The organism is Spiroplasma endosymbiont of Villa modesta (assembly GCF_964030925.1).
Taxonomy (GTDB): domain Bacteria; phylum Bacillota_I; class Bacilli_A; order Mycoplasmatales; family VBWQ01; genus Spiroplasma_E.
In genome coordinates this window covers 541,016-556,903 of the sequence record NZ_OZ034992.1, presented here as the reverse complement: position 1 = coordinate 556,903, position 15,888 = coordinate 541,016, and the positions used below count along the sequence as shown (strand labels likewise).

Here is a 15,888-nt window from a genome sequence, read left to right as displayed (position 1 = left end):
GATAAATTAAATTAATTAAAAGGAGAAAAAATGAACATTTTTATAGAAATATTGGGGTATCTTGCAGCCATTTGTATTCCTTTGACATTCTTACCACAAACTATTAAACTAATTAAAACAAGAAATACTTCAGGTCTTTCTATTTTTTCATATAGTATCTATCAACTGGGGGGTCTTACTTTTTTAATATTTGGCATACTTCGTAATGATATTCCCATGATTACTTGTCAAACTATTACTGCTACACTAAATTTCATAATAATTGGGATTATTGTTAACAATTTAATTAAACAAAAAAATAAGGAGGAAAAAAATGTCTAATATTGCAATTGATATTATTGGATATATAGGTGCCTTTTTTATTTCAGTTGCCTTTTTACCACAAACTATTAAACTAATTAAAACTAAAAACACAAAAGGTTTATCGTTAATTTCTTATAGCATATATCAAATAGGCTTAACTTCATTTATAATTTATGCTAGTTTAATTAAAAACATTCCCTTACTAGCAGCAAATGCCTTTGGTACAGTTATTAATATCATATTATTAACATTAATAATTTATAATTTATATTATAATAATAAAGATAAAAAGAACAATTTAACTTCCAAAAAATAAAATTTTTATTAACATAATACTTGCACAAGAATGGAGAAAAAAATGGCACATATTAATCTATTAGGAACTTTTATTTTTATTATCATTGGTTATTTAATTGGCTCAATCTCACCTTCAATTATTATTAGTAAATTAAAATTTAAAACCGATGTTAGAGATTATTACTCTAAAAATGCTGGTGCTACTAATTCAACACGAGTTATGGGTGGTAAATGGGGAGCTATTATTTTAATTATTGATGGTTTTAAGCCCGCTATCCCTATTTTAATTGCATACGGTTTAACCTTTATTGATATTACTAATCCTAATTATGAAACAATGTTTAAACAAGCATATATTTATCCAACTGGTCTTGCTGCAATTATTGGTCACTGTTGACCACTATTTTATGGTTTTCGTGGTGGTAAAGGAGCTGCATCTTCATTAGGAGTACTATTAATGATTAATCCTATTTATTGCGTTATCACAATTGCTAGTTGATGATTTATTTTATATTTAAGTAGAATGTCATCTTTATCTTCAATGTTAATGACGATACTTGCTTTTATCTTATCATGAATACCGAATATACCACTGCATTCTTTTCTTTCCCAACAAGACACTCAATACTATATTGTTAATATAACTATGACTCTAATTTGAATATTAATTATTATTCGTCATTGAGATAATTGTAAAAGAATTCTTAATCATACTGAACGTAAAGTGACTATTTTTGATAAAAAAAATAAAAAAGCAAATGAAGAAAAAAAATAAAAAATCATCTCTTTATACAAACTCAATAAAAATATTTTTTAAAAAATACTTGTTTTATGTTTAAAATTAATGTACTATTATAATCGTGTTGACTTAACATTGTTAATATTCTCTCCGATATTAGCTTTGCTTAAGCCGAATTATATTTAAAGGAGAGTTGTCAAATATGGAACAAATTAAACAAGATGAATTGATTAAAAAATTTCGCTTAAATGCCAAGGATACTGGTTCTTCTGCAGTTCAAATTATTAATTTAACAAAAAGAATTTTAGAATTAACAGCCCATCTACAAGTACAAAAAAAAGATATTACTGCAAAACGAAGTTTGTTAAAAATGGTAGCAAGCAGAAAACGTTTCTTAAAATACTTTAAAAAACAAGATGTTGCTACATACAATAAATTATTAACAGCACTATCACTAAAAGATAACTAATATTAAATCAGTATTTACTTATTAATACTGATTTTTTTATATACATCTAAATAATATTAAACATAGAAATAGATTTACAAATTATTTAAACAATAATAAAATTAATACTAAAAATGTTATAATATAATTATTAATTATTATATGTTTCTAACCCATTTATTTTAGTAAAAAATAAATGGGTTTTTGATTTCAAAAAGGAGGAACAAAATAATGAATGATAAAGATATTAATGGTGAAAAAATAATATCAGTTATTTTAAATTCTGTCACTTCATATCAAAATATTACATATTTTAATTATTGGGATTATATAATTAAAGAAGAAAAAATTAGTTCTGAAATAAAAAAAGAGATCAATAATTTAATAGAAAAAAATACTAATATAAATTATACAAACGAAAATGGTGATAGTCCTTTAATAGTAGCAAGTCACTATTATCAACTTATAAATTCCATTAAAATTTTAATAGAAAATGGCGCTAATATCAACCATGCAAACCAAAATGGTGATACAGCACTAATAATATCTACTAAAAAAGGTTATTTAAGTATAATTAATGTTTTAATAGAAAATGGCGCTAATATCAACCATGCAAACCAAAATGGTGATACAGCCTTGCATTTAGCTGCTAAAAATCGACTAGCACAAATAGTTAATACTTTACTAATAAATAAGGCAAATATTCATTTCATAAATCAAAATGGTGATACGGCTTTGACAATCATTATTAATAATAGTTTATTTTATGATAAAAACATAAAAAATATATTAGAAAACATATTTTATCAAGAATATGAAGAATATATTACAAATAAGGCAAAAGTAGAAATTATTAAATACAGACCAGAATTTTCAAATAACTCATTATTTCATGATATTAAAGATAATATATTAATACATTTAAATACAAATAATTCAGTAAAAAATATAAAAGAAAATTTAATATTAATTGGATTAAAAATTGATAAGAAAAGGATTTTAAAAATTGAACAAAAAATAAAGAAAATATTTAAATGTAACATTAATAAATTAAATATTAATCAAGAAAAAGAAAAAAATGACAGAAAAAAAATAAACAAGAATTAAAAGAAGAAAATTATCCACAAAATAAGCATTCAACAAGTGGATATATAAAACATTAAATTTATCACAAATATAATGAATAAAAATAGTTACCATTATGGTAACTATTTTACAATTTATATTTAATAAAAATTATCGTTTTTTAGTAGTACTTTGTTGACGTTTCATTGCTTGCATTACTGATTTAATTTGAGATTCAGTAGGTTTACGCCCCATTTGTAAATACATTGCACGAATCATATTTTCATTAATAGGAGGATTTTTCTGTAATTGTTTTTCGAAAATCTTCTTAGTAACAATAAAACCAACTAATCCACCAATTAACGCACTAGCAATGCCAATGATTAATACTGCTCACCAAACCATCATTATTAATTTCTCCTTACTTACTGTTTAAAAACTTATTAATTTTATCACACACTTGATTTGATGTAAAGCCATATTTTTCTAGTACTACCTTATCAGGAGCAGAAATACCAAAAGTACTTACGCCAATAACAAAGCCATTACCTGCAACATATTTATATCAACTATCTTTAGAACCCATTTCAATAGCAACTTTTATAATATCATTAGGTAAAATTCTATTTTGATATGTTTTATCTTGTTTATCAAAAATAAAAGTAGAAGGCATTGAAACTACACGAACATTAAGTTTTTGATCGTTTCATAGTTGTTCTTGACTAGCAATAGCTAATGAAACTTCACTACCGGTAGCAATAATAATTAAATCTAAAGCTTTACTACTATTCTCTTTACTAATAATATAAGCACCTTTTTGAACTGCCTCAATATTACTATTTGCAAGTTGTGGTAAATTTTGTCTAGTAATAATAATAGCACTAGGGTTAGTTTTACTAGATAATGCCATTAAATATGCACCAATTGTTTCTTTTGTATCAGCAGGGCGAATTACATTAAAATTAGGAATAGTTCTTAACATTGTTAGTTGTTCAACTGGTTCATGGGTAGGACCATCTTCGCCAACTGCGATACTATCATGACTAAAAATAAACAAAGATGGAATTGACATTAAAGCTGCTAATCGTAATGCAGGCTTTAGATAATCACTAAACACAAGAAAAGTAGAACCAAAAGGAATTGTGCCTTGATGTAACGTCATACCGTTAACAATAGCGCCCATTGCAAATTCTCTTACTCCATAATGAATATGTCTTCCTGAATGATCAAGAGGTAGAAAGTCTTTGTCTGTTACTAATGCTTTAGTTGAGCCAGCTAAATCAGCACTACCACCAATTAATGTTGGACAATGAGCTGATAAAAGTTTTAAAATATTACCAGAGTCTACTCTTGTTGCTTGTGGATTTACTGCAATAATTGAAGTTCAATCAATTTTATTTAATTGATAATCTTCATTAAAAATTTCATTTTTCAATGCTGATTTAATTTCTTTATACAATTTTGGATATAATTTTACATATTTTTCAACTTTTTGATTTCAAACTAATTCTATTTTAGAACCATGATTAAGTGCTGTTTGTGTGAAGTAAGTACTTACTTCTTTTGGAACAATAAATTCAGGATATTCTCAGTTTAAATTTTTAGCAACTGTTTTAATATCTTCCATTAAAGGAGAACCATGAACACTCGGTGTTCCTTGTTTACTAGCCCCATAACCAATTATAGTTTTAATTTCAATTAAAGTTGGTTTATCACTAACTTTTGCTTTTTTAATAGCTTCAGAAATAAGTTTATCATCTTCACCATCTTCAACTTTTAAATAATTTCACTCTAATGCTTGAAGACGCATTTTTAAATTTTCTGAATATACTAATTTAACAGATGAATCTAATTGAACATCATTTGAATCATATAAAATAATTAGTTTATTTAATTTAAAATGTCCAGCAAAACTAAGTGCTTCTTGTGCAATACCTTCTTGTAAATCACCATCACCACAAATTGCATATGTATAATGATCAATAATATTAAGATCTTTTTGATTATATTTAGCACTAAGAAAACTCTCAGTAAGTGCCATTCCAACAGCATTAGCGATACCCTGACCTAATGGTCCGGTAGCCGTCTCTACTCCATAGTCTAAATGATATTCGGGATGACCAGGTGTATTACTATTTAATTGACGGAATTGTTTTATATCATTGATTGTATATTTATAACCAGCATGATGTAATATTGAATATAATAAAGCACTACCATGACCTGCTGATAAAACAAATCGATCACGATTAAATCATTTTGGATTTTTTGGATTAAAAGATAAATGATTTTTGAATAAAGAAAAAGTCATTGGTGAAGCACCTAAAACAATACCAGGATGGCCACTTTTAGCAGCATTAACTGCTTGTACTCCTAACATACGAATTGAATTAATAGTTAATTTATCTAAATTAATTTTATTTTCCATAATTTCTCCTTAAATTTTTAATAGTTATTATTTAATATAATATTAACAATATTCTTAATAAAATAGGTAATTTTTTAAAAATAATTAAAAAAGTATAAATAATAATGACAAAAAATATAATTTTATTTTAACTAAATTGAATCTTTGCACAAATTAAAAAAGAAAAGGTCACCCCAAGATAAAAAAAATAATATTTCATCTTAAATAAGATAACTCTTTTCTTAATATTTTACATTTGTGATGTTCTTGGTTTATTTAAGTTTATTAATGGTAGGTTTGCTGATTCATTGTTTACTTGTTGTTTATTAAAATCTTTTCCAGATGATTTTGAAAATAATGTTGGATTTGTTTTTGGTTTTTTACTACATGATTCTGATATTTTTTTTCATTTTTGACTAATTTCTATTTCAATTTTCTTATTTTTATTAATTTTTCCAAAAGTTACTAATTTAATTAAGAAATTTAAAATTTTATTTATTTTTTGTTGTTCTAAAACTTTAATTTCTTCTAATTCAAATTTTTTGATTACTTGCATTAAATTTGATTGTGTTCTTGCTGATTTTTCAAGTTCTTCTTGTTCTTCTAAATATAAACCAATTGCTTTATTATTTCTTTCTTGTCTTTTTAATGATAAAGCCTCTAATGTAATCGCTCTATCAATATCTTCTCTTTCTTTCTCAGATACTTCTTCTGATTGTAATGTTTTATAAGGTTCATCAACAACTACAAAACCAATTCATCATCTTCATTGGTTGCTTGTAAATCTAAACTACTTTCATAAAGAGATGGTGAAATGGTTGGTTCGGAAATTATTACCTTTTCTTGATGACTATTATTTGTACGTTGAATTTGAGGTTGAATAATCTTACTTCCTTTGGGTCTTACTCCTTGTTTTAGTATTTCCTCTTCAGTAACTAATTTTATTTCTGTCTCTACTTTAAATGTTTGTGATGAGGGCAGGGCATTGATGTTTCTTGAAATTCTTTTACTATTATGTCAGATTGTTTTTCTTTTTCTAACGATAATTTTTTTGCCAGTTCCACTTGTTCTTCTTCTGATAATCTCATGGCTTCAGCAATAAGATCTGGATCAATTGCAAGTTGTTCCATTTGTTCAAGTGTAAATGTTCTCATTTGTTCCATTGTAAATACTGGTGTTTGTTTTTTATCAATCACTTCTCTTTGCTCTTTTGTCAATGAACGGATTTGTTGTGTTGTGAATGCAAATGTTGGTGATAATTTTAATTTTCTAATATAAGTTTCAGCTGCCATTATTTTTTCTTCCTTTCAAAATAAAAACCCATTTATTTTAAAATTAAAATAAGAGGATTAAAAAACTTTATATTCTTTTGTAGAATATTATCATAATAATAATATTTTTCCAATAAATAAATTATTATTTTTTTTCATTGGGTTATAAATAAATATTATAACTTAAAAAAGAACTTATTTAATATGCAAATTATTAATATTGAAACATATTGTAAAGTACATTTAATACACATTATTTATTTAAGTTTTTTAGTTTTTGCTAATTTCAAATAAAATGTTTATAATTAAATCAACACTTTTTAATGACTAAAGTGTTATAAAATATATAATTATTAATTTTTTAAATAATTATTTAAAAAATAGAGGTATAAAATTATGAATAAATATTTAATTTTTTTAAGTGTGATACCACCTTTAACTTTTTTAGGAAACAATATTAATAATAAAAATATTGAAAATACTGTACTAATAAATCAATTAGAAGAAAATAATACTTCATTCAATAACCAATTTAACTATTTAAGCAATAGTGAGTGAATTACTAATCAATCAATAACAGATCATAAATTTTATAGTTATGATACATTATCTTTAGCAAAATACACTTTTCCTAAAGCAAGGAATACTTTTTTAGTAGATAACTATGGTAACCTAGTTTATAACCCTAATATAAATATTCCTGATAAAGATAAAGTAAATATTGAAAATACAAAACAAGAAATGAACAGCCACAAAAAAGTAACTATTATTAAAGATGATTATAATCCATATAGTAAAAGTGAATATTCTGATTCATACTTTACTGGTTATAATAATTGAAAATATATTCAACAAGGTGATATTGAAAAACATATTGATATTTCTAATCAAGCAGGTGCTGATAAAGTTGAACATAGCAATAATCTAAATGAAACACTAGGTTTATATTATATTGCTAAAGCAACACATGATAATAAAATTAGTAAGACAATAGCTAATAACTTAGCAGTGTATTTTATTAATCAAACTAGTTTAAAAGGGCAAATTAACAATCAATTAACTAGTAACATTATTAATTTAATTATTGATAATCAAAATGTTTATAATTTTTTGAATAAATCACCACTAACATTAACTACTAAAAACTATTCATTAAATTGAATTTTTGATAAAAGTAATAATCTAGTGGCTATTTATTATAATAATTGAAAAAACACTAATAATATTATTAATGATAAAATAAATTATTCTTTTTCAGATTGACATAATGGAACATCAATCGCTACTGATAATTCTAATGTTTATAATATTCTTAAGTGAAGCAATTACGCGAGAGACTGAAATACCTTCACTAATATGTATCCAACTTTTTCTTTTATTAATTCATATTTCAAAGTATCAACTTCAACAGGAATTGAAAGTAGTCCAACACTAGCAACTAATACTGCAAAAATTGAACAATATAAAAACCCTGGTAATGCTAATGTTCTTTTTATTGCTTATATTAATACTAAAGATGGTGGAGGATGAGGAACAGAAATTGCTCTTAACTTAGATCTTTGACATGATAATGATAATATTTACTTTCAATGGTATTGTTTTTTAAATTCTTCATTTGGTCGTATGACATATGTTAACATTGCATTAAACAACATTAATTTTCATAACATAATGAACAATTAATAACTTTATTTACAATTTTTAATTAATAAACAAAATTAATAATAAGGGCAAAATAAACTTTGTCCTTATTATGATTATAAAGATATATTTTTTGTTATTATAATAATTTAAGTAAATCTATTCGAAAAAATTTATCTAATTTTTCTCATCCAAGATCACGATTTTGTTCAGGGCCACTTAGCCCTTTTTACTAGACCATTAATTTAAAAAACCTGAATGTATTCTAAAAACAATTGTGTTATATAATTAACACTAATTTTAACCTGAAAGGATTTTTATTAATGGATAAAATTAAACAAATAGCATTAGTAATTAACAAATTAAATATCAAAGAAAAAATTAAAATTATTGATGATTGTAAAAATCAATATTCAATTAGAAACCTATGTCAATATCTTCAATTAAACAGATCAACATATTACTTTTTAAAAAATAAACAAAAACCTATTAAAAAAGAAGAAAATCATATTATTAAATGCAATCATAAATATCAAAAAATATGCCAACTTTTAATCGAATTTCATTCTACAAGAAAAGGCAGAATTTATGGATATTTAAGAATTTTTTCAGCTTTTAAAGAGTGATTAAAACAAGAAAAAAATATCATTTTAAATATAGAATTATCAATAAAACAAATGCGAAAAATTATGAAAGAACACAATATTCAAGGATTAAAACAAACTAAAAATAACTATCCTAAAAACAAAAAAAATCCAAATAAGTGAATACCTACAATGGATAAAGTAAACAAAGATTATAAAAGTACAACCTCTTCAAATCAAATTTGATCAATGGACACTAAACAAATAAATACTAAAGAAGGATGATTATATCTTTTTGTAATTATTGATTTTTATTCAAATAATGTTGTTAGTTATAATATTGCTCCTAATAAATCATATCAGGATTTAATTCTTCCTGCTCTTGAAAAAATCAACAAACAATTTTCTTGAAATCAAGTAAAAAATGTTATTTTACATTCAGATAACGCCAACGAATTTTATTGTCAGGATATCACAAAATGAGCAGAGGATAAACAAATAATTTTAAGCAAAAAACAACCTTATGATATTGGTGGTAATGTATTATCTGAAAACTGATTTTCTCATTTATCTCAAGAATGACTACCTAAAGGATCAAATCAATATTTATCCATCAATGAAGCTATAAATGATGTAAATCAATATGTTATGTTTTATAATTATGAAAGAATACATTCTAAATTTCTAAAACCACCAATTTTACAAATTAAAATTTAGAATTTTATATCAAAAATGGTCCAGTAATTAAGGGCCAACCACCATTACACATATTATCATTACAAGAACCAAAATATGCTTCTCCTGACATATTTATTTTTAGATTGTTCTCACAACTTTTGATCTAATTCAATTTTTTCTAACATTTTAAAAACATTATTTTTTCCATATAATTGAGTTAAAATATTATAAAACCGACATATTCCTATTTTTAATTCATCAATATTTGCATTTATATGATAATTACTAATTGTTTTAATAAATGATTCAAAATCAATTTTGCCATCAAATAAAAGATGATGATCATTAAATTGTTTTTTTAAATCTTCAAAATCTTTAAAATTATCATTATTATTTTCTAACTTTTTAAAAGCATTATTTGATTCTTCACTTGCTTTAAATTTAACTTGTTCATTTAAAATATTAATAAAATCATTTACAGCAGGTAAATTTTTAAATTCATTATCATTTAAAATATCATTTTTTCCAAATAAAATTTCTTGATGATGTTGATAAGAGTAAGTAGGAACTTGTTTATCTCTTATATTCAAATCAGGAACAATATAATCTAACGTTACAAAAGATCTATTAGGACTATACTTAAGCTTTACTGTTCCAATATAGATATCTTCATTTATTGAAGTAATTATTGCTTCATTTTGATTAGTAACAATTTTAATTTCCAAACTAGTTACATCTATATTATATTTATTACTAAAAATATCTATAATTTCTTTTTTTACTTTTTCATCATCATTTATAGTAGTTATGTCTTGTCCAATATAAATTTTACCTAAATTTCTTTTTCCTTTAGGAAAAATTATTTCTAAGTTTTTTTTCTTTTCAATTTCAATTTCTTCTTCAATATTTTCTTCCATTTCAGAATTATATAAAATACCAGTAGTTGCACCACCAATTAAAACCGCAGAACTAATTATTCCAGCAATAATTTTTGAATTTTTATTTTTTTTAGACATATAATACTCCTCCATATTTTGATTTCAGAAATAAGTTCTTTATATTCTTGCCTTTGATATCAATAGATATAGACTAGTATTGTTTTTAATTCTAATTTGTTTTATTAACAATTAAGATGAAAATTGTTTTAGATTTCTAAAACAATCAGTAAAAATTTTTAAAATTAGTTGATAATGGCTATTGATAATAGTATAAATTTTATTAATAATCAAAAAATTATTGATTAGCACACTCTGGGCATTTCATAATTTTTCTTGCTGTTTTTGAGTTTGAAGCTAAATCATTACCATTAATTTCTTTATTACAACTTGAACAATGTAACACTTTTCTTTTTTTCATATCTCAATCTCCTTTATCTTTTTTTATTAATGCTTAAAATTATAGCATCATTAATAAAAAATGCTTTTTTGATGAAAACAAAAAGGTAGTTATGCCACTCATCAATTAATAATTTTTATAAAATTTGATAATAATAACTATTATAATATTTTTTTCTTATTATTTATGTTGAAAATAAACTCTAACAATATTATTAATTATTTATTAAAAATTGGTTTAATACTATTTTCAACCAAAATTATAAAAAAAATATTGGACAATATATTGTCCAATATTTTAAGTTATTAATAATTATTTTATGACTTATTTACTATTAAATATTCATAAAATAGAACCAAACGCCATGATAATATGTGGTAAAGCATTAATATAAGTTCATGTTGACTTATAATCTACATCTTTGCCAACAAATAAACCAATAACTATTATAACTGAAAGAAATGATATAAATAGTGCTCATAGTCTTGATCATAATCCGGGTTTAACAGAAAATGGTATTAGAATATAAATAATACCTATTATAACTAATGTAGCTCCATTTTCATTTCAGCCATAGAAACTATAAGTTATAACTCCCGCTGCATACAATAAACTAAAAACAATAATTCATACAGCACCAATTAGCATTAATATTTTAGGTAAAGTTAATAACTTAAGACTTTTCATTTTTTTCCTCCTTAAATATTTGTTTTACATTAATTGTGATTTTAGTATTTTTTTAAGATTATTAATATCATCAATTGTAACATTTTCTTTTGTCCTATTAATTAAAAACCCTTTTTCACGAATATATTTTGGAATAATATGAACATGATAATGAAATACTTCTTGAAATGCTTCGCTACCATTATTAGTTAAAATATTAAATCCTTTAATTTCGGGAATAGTTTTTATTAGCAAATTAGCAATTTTATGAGTTGTGATACTAACATCGCTCACTATTTTAGGTGTAGTATCAATAAAAGTTTCAAAATGTTGCTTTGGAATTACTAGAATGTGCCCTTTAGTTACAGGATTGATATCCATGAATGCTGCTGTATTTGTATCTTCAAAAATTAAGTTATTTGTATCTTTAATAATTGTACAAAAAATGCATGCTTTATTTGTCATATATTTCACCTCAACTTACTTTATAAGTATAACTTAAATTATTCTAATATTTTAAAAAACATATACTTAGTATATGTTTTTTAAAATATTAAGTATTATTATGGATAAAACTCTTTTACCTTATTTCAAAACTCTTCTTCATATATATTATTTTTTGGAATATATGTTGGAAATAAATTTTGGGCAGCGATTTTAAAGTTTTCAGCTGCTGGTGAATCTTTAGTTGCAGAATCACTAGCAGATATAGAATATAACATTTGTCAAAATATATTTCACTTTGTTTCTTGGGTAATAGTGCTTTCCTTACCATCACCCCTTATATATTTAGAGAAATCTGTCTCAAGACTAGCATTACCACTAATGTTTCATGAATGAATTAAATTACTAATTTCTGGAACTCAGCCTTCGTTTTTATTACTTAAAAAACTAAAATCTAAATTTTGTAGAAGGTTTAGGAAATAAATAGGAGCAGAGTAAGTAAATGTAGCAATATTATTATTCGTAGTGTAATGTAATCCACCATTAGATACTCAACCTGCAGCCAATTGATTATTAGTTGCAGTACTTAAGAAACCATTAGCACCAAAATTAGGATCAATTTCACTAATAGTTGAGGCATTACCGCTTGTTAATTGAGTAAAAAAATCAGAATTTAAAGTTTTTCCTTTTCCTGAATCATCATCTTTAACAATTGACTCTCACTTTGGAGGTTCAGAAGGACTACTATTTCATTTTTTATCAATGCTTTGCGCATTTGCTAAATCAGTAGTAAAGTTTCAATTTACATTATAGTTACTCTTTTGTCAACCAGTAGTATCTTGTAATTGACTTATGTAAAGGTTATTTGTTTGGGTTGAAATTATAGGTTTACCTGCTTCATTATCTTTAATATCAACAATATTGTCTAAAATATAAGACATTGTAAATAAAGTTTGATTTAATGCTGGTAAAATTTCATATTGATAATATTGTTGATAACGAAAACGTAATCATCATTGGAAACGTTTTAAATATTTTGAATAAGTTGGAATATCAGTACCAGAAAGACTTTTTTGTGTTTTATTAATACCAGCACTACTATTTCATTTTTTAGCATCATTTGGTAATAATTTACCAATTTCATTACTATAATTATCATCTGGATGTTTAGCAATGGCAGCTAATTGTTCATCAAAAGCAGCATCTTTATCACCATAATCTTTATATAAACTATCAGGAGTAAATATTTGATCAGGATCATTAACTTTACCAGTATCTTTATTTTTTTCTTTATAAAAATCTACATTTTGATAATTAAATTTACTTGTACCATCCTGATGTCAACTTTGATTTTGAAATAATAACTCATTATTATCTGCTGCTGATACTTTATCTAGTGAATTGGCTGTATTAATACCACTTAAGTACTTTTGAGTTAATAAACTTAATCCTAAATCATCTTTAAGTTTTATAAAAGCTTTATTGGCTTCTCCCATTATTGCAGTAGTACCATCTGCATTTTTTGTGTCTTCACTATAATGAAGTTTCTTATGAAAAAATTCATAAAATTTTTGCTGAGCGATTGTTCCTTCAACATCTTTTAAAATAAAATCAAGACCTTGTGAATAAGTATTCTTAAACTGAGCAGAAATCGTTTCATTAAAATTTACTCCTAAAAAATTAAATAATACACGATTTTTATAATCATCAGGAATTTTACCACTAGGTAAATTACTCATATCACGTTCATTATCACAAGCAACTAATAATAATACAGGGCCAGATAAAAGAGTAACTGAAGTTAATAATGGTAAAATCTTTTTTATCTTTTTCATTTTTTATACCTCCCGTCTAAGAACTAATGATACTTGGATCATATCATCATAATGTTCGTTTCCCAACAACATCTAGATAATTAGCAATATTAGTATCCATACGAGCAACTGGTGCATCTTGTGTAAAGCCATCTCATGTATTATTAGTTTTTATAATATTATCCTTAAATGTTGCATTAATATTAATACCTTGTCTATTGTTTCAACGATTTTCTTTAGTTTTATCAAATCAACTTTTCATTTTTTCAACAAAGCTATTAATTTTCGTATCAGTTGGATCAAGAGGACTTGAACCAAATATATCCTGTAAATTTCAATGAATTAAACTCGAGTTATTATTAAAGTATAAATTATAATCTCATCAAGTTGCATCACCAAGGCTACCAGTACCTCCAGTAAAGGCTGTTAATGCATCATTTAAATTAAAAGTAAGAGTTGTATTTGGAGTATATTTTTGTAGTAAAAAACCAGTTTGTAAATAATCAAGATAAGGAGAATCAGATAATCCACCTGGACGCTCAGATAACGGTGCTAAGTCTTTTCACTGATAAGTATCTTTTCTATGATTTTTAAATGTTTTAATTATATTATAAATTGATTCATCGCTTTTAGGTTTGTCTTGCTGTTGATATGTGATACCTGGCGTTTGAATAAAATGAATACCACCAGTATCAATAAAAATGCCAACTCCAGGTCCATTATTAACTGCAGCATCAGGAAGTTGTGGTCCTTTTATATCTTTCATATAAACTAAATCATTATATTGGCTAGTACCATCTTTACCTTTATCTTTAATAGTATCACGGTCTATATAAGGAATTAAGTCATCTAAACCCTTTTCCTTGTCAGTTGGTGAAGTAAATTGTGTTAATTTATATGGTTGAATACCATCAACATTTTTACCAACACCTTCAGCACTAGTTACATAACGATATAAGTAATAATAAAAAGGACTATTCTCTTGTGAAGATTTAGTAATATCCATTAATCCTAAATCACCAGTTTTACTAACATCAGTAGTAGCGGCCCCTTTTTCTTCAGTGAATGTTTGATCAAAACCATTATTAGTAATATTCTTTAAAATTTCATTAATTTTAGTTTTATTTTGAGAAAACTGAGAAGCACTAATCTTTTCTTGTAAAGGTTTAGCAGTAGAATCAAAAGGAATAACAATTTGACGAGTTCAAATTAATTCTTGATTTCTTAACATTACTTTAGCTATTTTAGATTGATTATCACTTAATAAGCCATCAATAGTATTGTATGAATCTATTTCATAATTACTATCATTCTTATCATCACTAGTTTTTACAACAGGAAGACTAATATTAACACCAGTTCATGTTTTAGCAGCTTTAACAGCATCATCTAATTGTTTAAAATCAGTAAGATCAGGATTTAAACTATTGGCATTAGCAACAACTCAAATTTTGCTAGAATATTTACCAGCATCAGTAATACTTGTTTTACCATTAATGTATTGTTGTACACTATCATAAGTACCATTTGGATTGTTTTCACTCTTTACTTGTTCTCATAAATCCTTTAATCAAATATTAATTTCATTTTGATTGTAGTATTTATAATCCTTATAATTACTAGTAACATAACTACGTTGAATAATACCTAAAGCACTCTTTTTTAAAATATTATCAATGTAAGTATTAACATCATCATCGCCCAATACTTTCTTTCATTGTTTTTCTCATGAACGACCATATTTTGCTTGTAATGATTTTATTTTATTTTCCATCTCAGATTGAGCTGCTGTCAAAGCAGCAAGATAATCATCTTTATATTCTGGAGTATTTTTTAAAATTGAAAGATTAATATATTGATTAATATCAGTATATAATGTTTTACCTCATCCACTATTGGGATTATTTAATAAGTAATTAAAAAAGGTGTCAGTCGTAGTACTTGTATCTATAAAAGCACTATTTCAGTCGAAAACATTAGTTGTGCCTCTTTCATTTGAATTATTACAAGCTATAATAGACATAGTTGATGTTGATGATAACGTGAAAGCTGCAACTAAGGCAAGAATATTGCGCACTTTATTCACTCCTTTTAATTAAATCTATAGCAAAAAAAGATTTTTTAATTTATTTTACTAAGATATCTTAACATAAAATTTATATTTAAGGGATAGTTTTTTCTAATTAATTTTAAAAT

Annotated in this window: 17 protein-coding genes; 7 read left to right on the top strand and 10 right to left on the bottom strand. The window is 24.6% G+C overall.

Translation table 4 applies throughout. The annotated features are described in order from the left end of the window. Nucleotides 1-30 precede the first annotated feature (30 nt). The 5 genes from AAHM89_RS12785 (at nt 31) to AAHM89_RS03595 (ending at nt 2,894) form a co-directional block, all read left to right on the top strand. On the top strand, nt 31-321 hold the full coding sequence (locus AAHM89_RS12785; protein ID WP_342258053.1) for a SemiSWEET family sugar transporter: 291 nt from the start codon (nt 31-33) through the stop codon (nt 319-321). After that, nucleotides 314-619, top strand: coding sequence for a SemiSWEET family sugar transporter (locus AAHM89_RS03610; protein WP_281748102.1), 306 nt, complete (start codon nt 314-316; stop codon nt 617-619). Before AAHM89_RS12785 ends, AAHM89_RS03610 begins: the two co-directional genes overlap by 8 nt. Nucleotides 620-661: 42 nt before the next feature. After that, nucleotides 662-1,375, top strand: a complete 714-nt coding sequence (plsY, locus tag AAHM89_RS03605) for a glycerol-3-phosphate 1-O-acyltransferase PlsY (protein ID WP_342266961.1) — start codon at nt 662-664, stop codon at nt 1,373-1,375. 166 nt (nt 1,376-1,541) lie between these two features. Continuing rightward, entirely contained in the window at nt 1,542-1,808 is a 267-nt protein-coding gene (rpsO, locus tag AAHM89_RS03600; protein ID WP_252319942.1) for a 30S ribosomal protein S15, read from the top strand. A gap of 210 nt (nt 1,809-2,018) precedes the next feature. Then, nucleotides 2,019-2,894 carry an ankyrin repeat domain-containing protein gene (locus AAHM89_RS03595; RefSeq protein WP_342266960.1) on the top strand — a complete coding sequence of 292 codons (876 nt, stop codon included), beginning with the start codon at nt 2,019-2,021 and terminating at the stop codon, nt 2,892-2,894. A 129-nt stretch (nt 2,895-3,023) separates the two neighbouring features. Here the strand turns inward: AAHM89_RS03595 and AAHM89_RS03590 are convergent, their stop codons facing one another. The 4 genes from AAHM89_RS03590 to AAHM89_RS03575 all read right to left on the bottom strand — a co-directional run bounded on the left by AAHM89_RS03590 (nt 3,024) and on the right by AAHM89_RS03575 (nt 6,551). After that, nucleotides 3,024-3,260, bottom strand: a complete 237-nt coding sequence (locus AAHM89_RS03590; protein ID WP_252319938.1) for a YneF family protein — start codon at nt 3,258-3,260, stop codon at nt 3,024-3,026. A gap of 13 nt (nt 3,261-3,273) precedes the next feature. After that, nucleotides 3,274-5,280 carry a transketolase gene (gene tkt, locus AAHM89_RS03585; protein ID WP_342266959.1) on the bottom strand — a complete coding sequence of 669 codons (2,007 nt, stop codon included), beginning with the start codon at nt 5,278-5,280 and terminating at the stop codon, nt 3,274-3,276. A gap of 229 nt (nt 5,281-5,509) precedes the next feature. Beyond that, complete coding sequence (locus tag AAHM89_RS03580; protein WP_342266958.1) at nt 5,510-5,815, bottom strand: hypothetical protein; 306 nt, start codon at nt 5,813-5,815, stop codon at nt 5,510-5,512. 397 nt (nt 5,816-6,212) lie between these two features. Next, nucleotides 6,213-6,551 carry a hypothetical protein gene (locus AAHM89_RS03575; RefSeq protein WP_342266957.1) on the bottom strand — a complete coding sequence of 113 codons (339 nt, stop codon included), beginning with the start codon at nt 6,549-6,551 and terminating at the stop codon, nt 6,213-6,215. Nucleotides 6,552-6,926: 375 nt separating this feature from the next. Between AAHM89_RS03575 and AAHM89_RS03570 the strand changes: the two genes are divergently transcribed. Together AAHM89_RS03570 and AAHM89_RS03565 are read left to right on the top strand one after the other, a co-directional pair. Continuing rightward, on the top strand, nt 6,927-8,213 hold the full coding sequence (locus AAHM89_RS03570; RefSeq protein ID WP_342266956.1) for a hypothetical protein: 1,287 nt from the start codon (nt 6,927-6,929) through the stop codon (nt 8,211-8,213). A gap of 281 nt (nt 8,214-8,494) precedes the next feature. Beyond that, nucleotides 8,495-9,472, top strand: a complete 978-nt coding sequence (locus tag AAHM89_RS03565; RefSeq protein WP_342265776.1) for an IS3 family transposase — start codon at nt 8,495-8,497, stop codon at nt 9,470-9,472. Between the two features lie 59 nt (nt 9,473-9,531). On the opposite strand, the gene AAHM89_RS03560 is transcribed toward AAHM89_RS03565, so the two are convergent. From AAHM89_RS03560 to AAHM89_RS03535, 6 genes are all read right to left on the bottom strand, one after another. After that, nucleotides 9,532-10,449 carry a hypothetical protein gene (locus tag AAHM89_RS03560; RefSeq protein WP_342266955.1) on the bottom strand — a complete coding sequence of 306 codons (918 nt, stop codon included), beginning with the start codon at nt 10,447-10,449 and terminating at the stop codon, nt 9,532-9,534. Between the two features lie 217 nt (nt 10,450-10,666). After that, nucleotides 10,667-10,789 carry a hypothetical protein gene (locus AAHM89_RS03555; RefSeq protein WP_256468302.1) on the bottom strand — a complete coding sequence of 41 codons (123 nt, stop codon included), beginning with the start codon at nt 10,787-10,789 and terminating at the stop codon, nt 10,667-10,669. Between the two features lie 303 nt (nt 10,790-11,092). After that, nucleotides 11,093-11,455: a hypothetical protein gene (locus tag AAHM89_RS03550; protein WP_252318892.1), complete on the bottom strand. Its 363-nt coding sequence runs from the start codon at nt 11,453-11,455 to the stop codon at nt 11,093-11,095. A 24-nt stretch (nt 11,456-11,479) separates the two neighbouring features. After that, a complete protein-coding gene (locus AAHM89_RS03545; RefSeq protein ID WP_252318901.1) occupies nt 11,480-11,899 on the bottom strand; it encodes an HIT family protein in 420 nt (139 codons plus the stop codon). A 98-nt stretch (nt 11,900-11,997) separates the two neighbouring features. Beyond that, the gene (locus AAHM89_RS03540; protein WP_342266954.1) at nt 11,998-13,713 is read right to left on the bottom strand and encodes a hypothetical protein; all 1,716 of its coding nucleotides are present in this window, start codon (nt 13,711-13,713) and stop codon (nt 11,998-12,000) included. Nucleotides 13,714-13,729: 16 nt separating this feature from the next. Then, nucleotides 13,730-15,769, bottom strand: coding sequence for a hypothetical protein (locus AAHM89_RS03535; RefSeq protein ID WP_342266953.1), 2,040 nt, complete (start codon nt 15,767-15,769; stop codon nt 13,730-13,732). Nucleotides 15,770-15,888 lie beyond the last annotated feature (119 nt).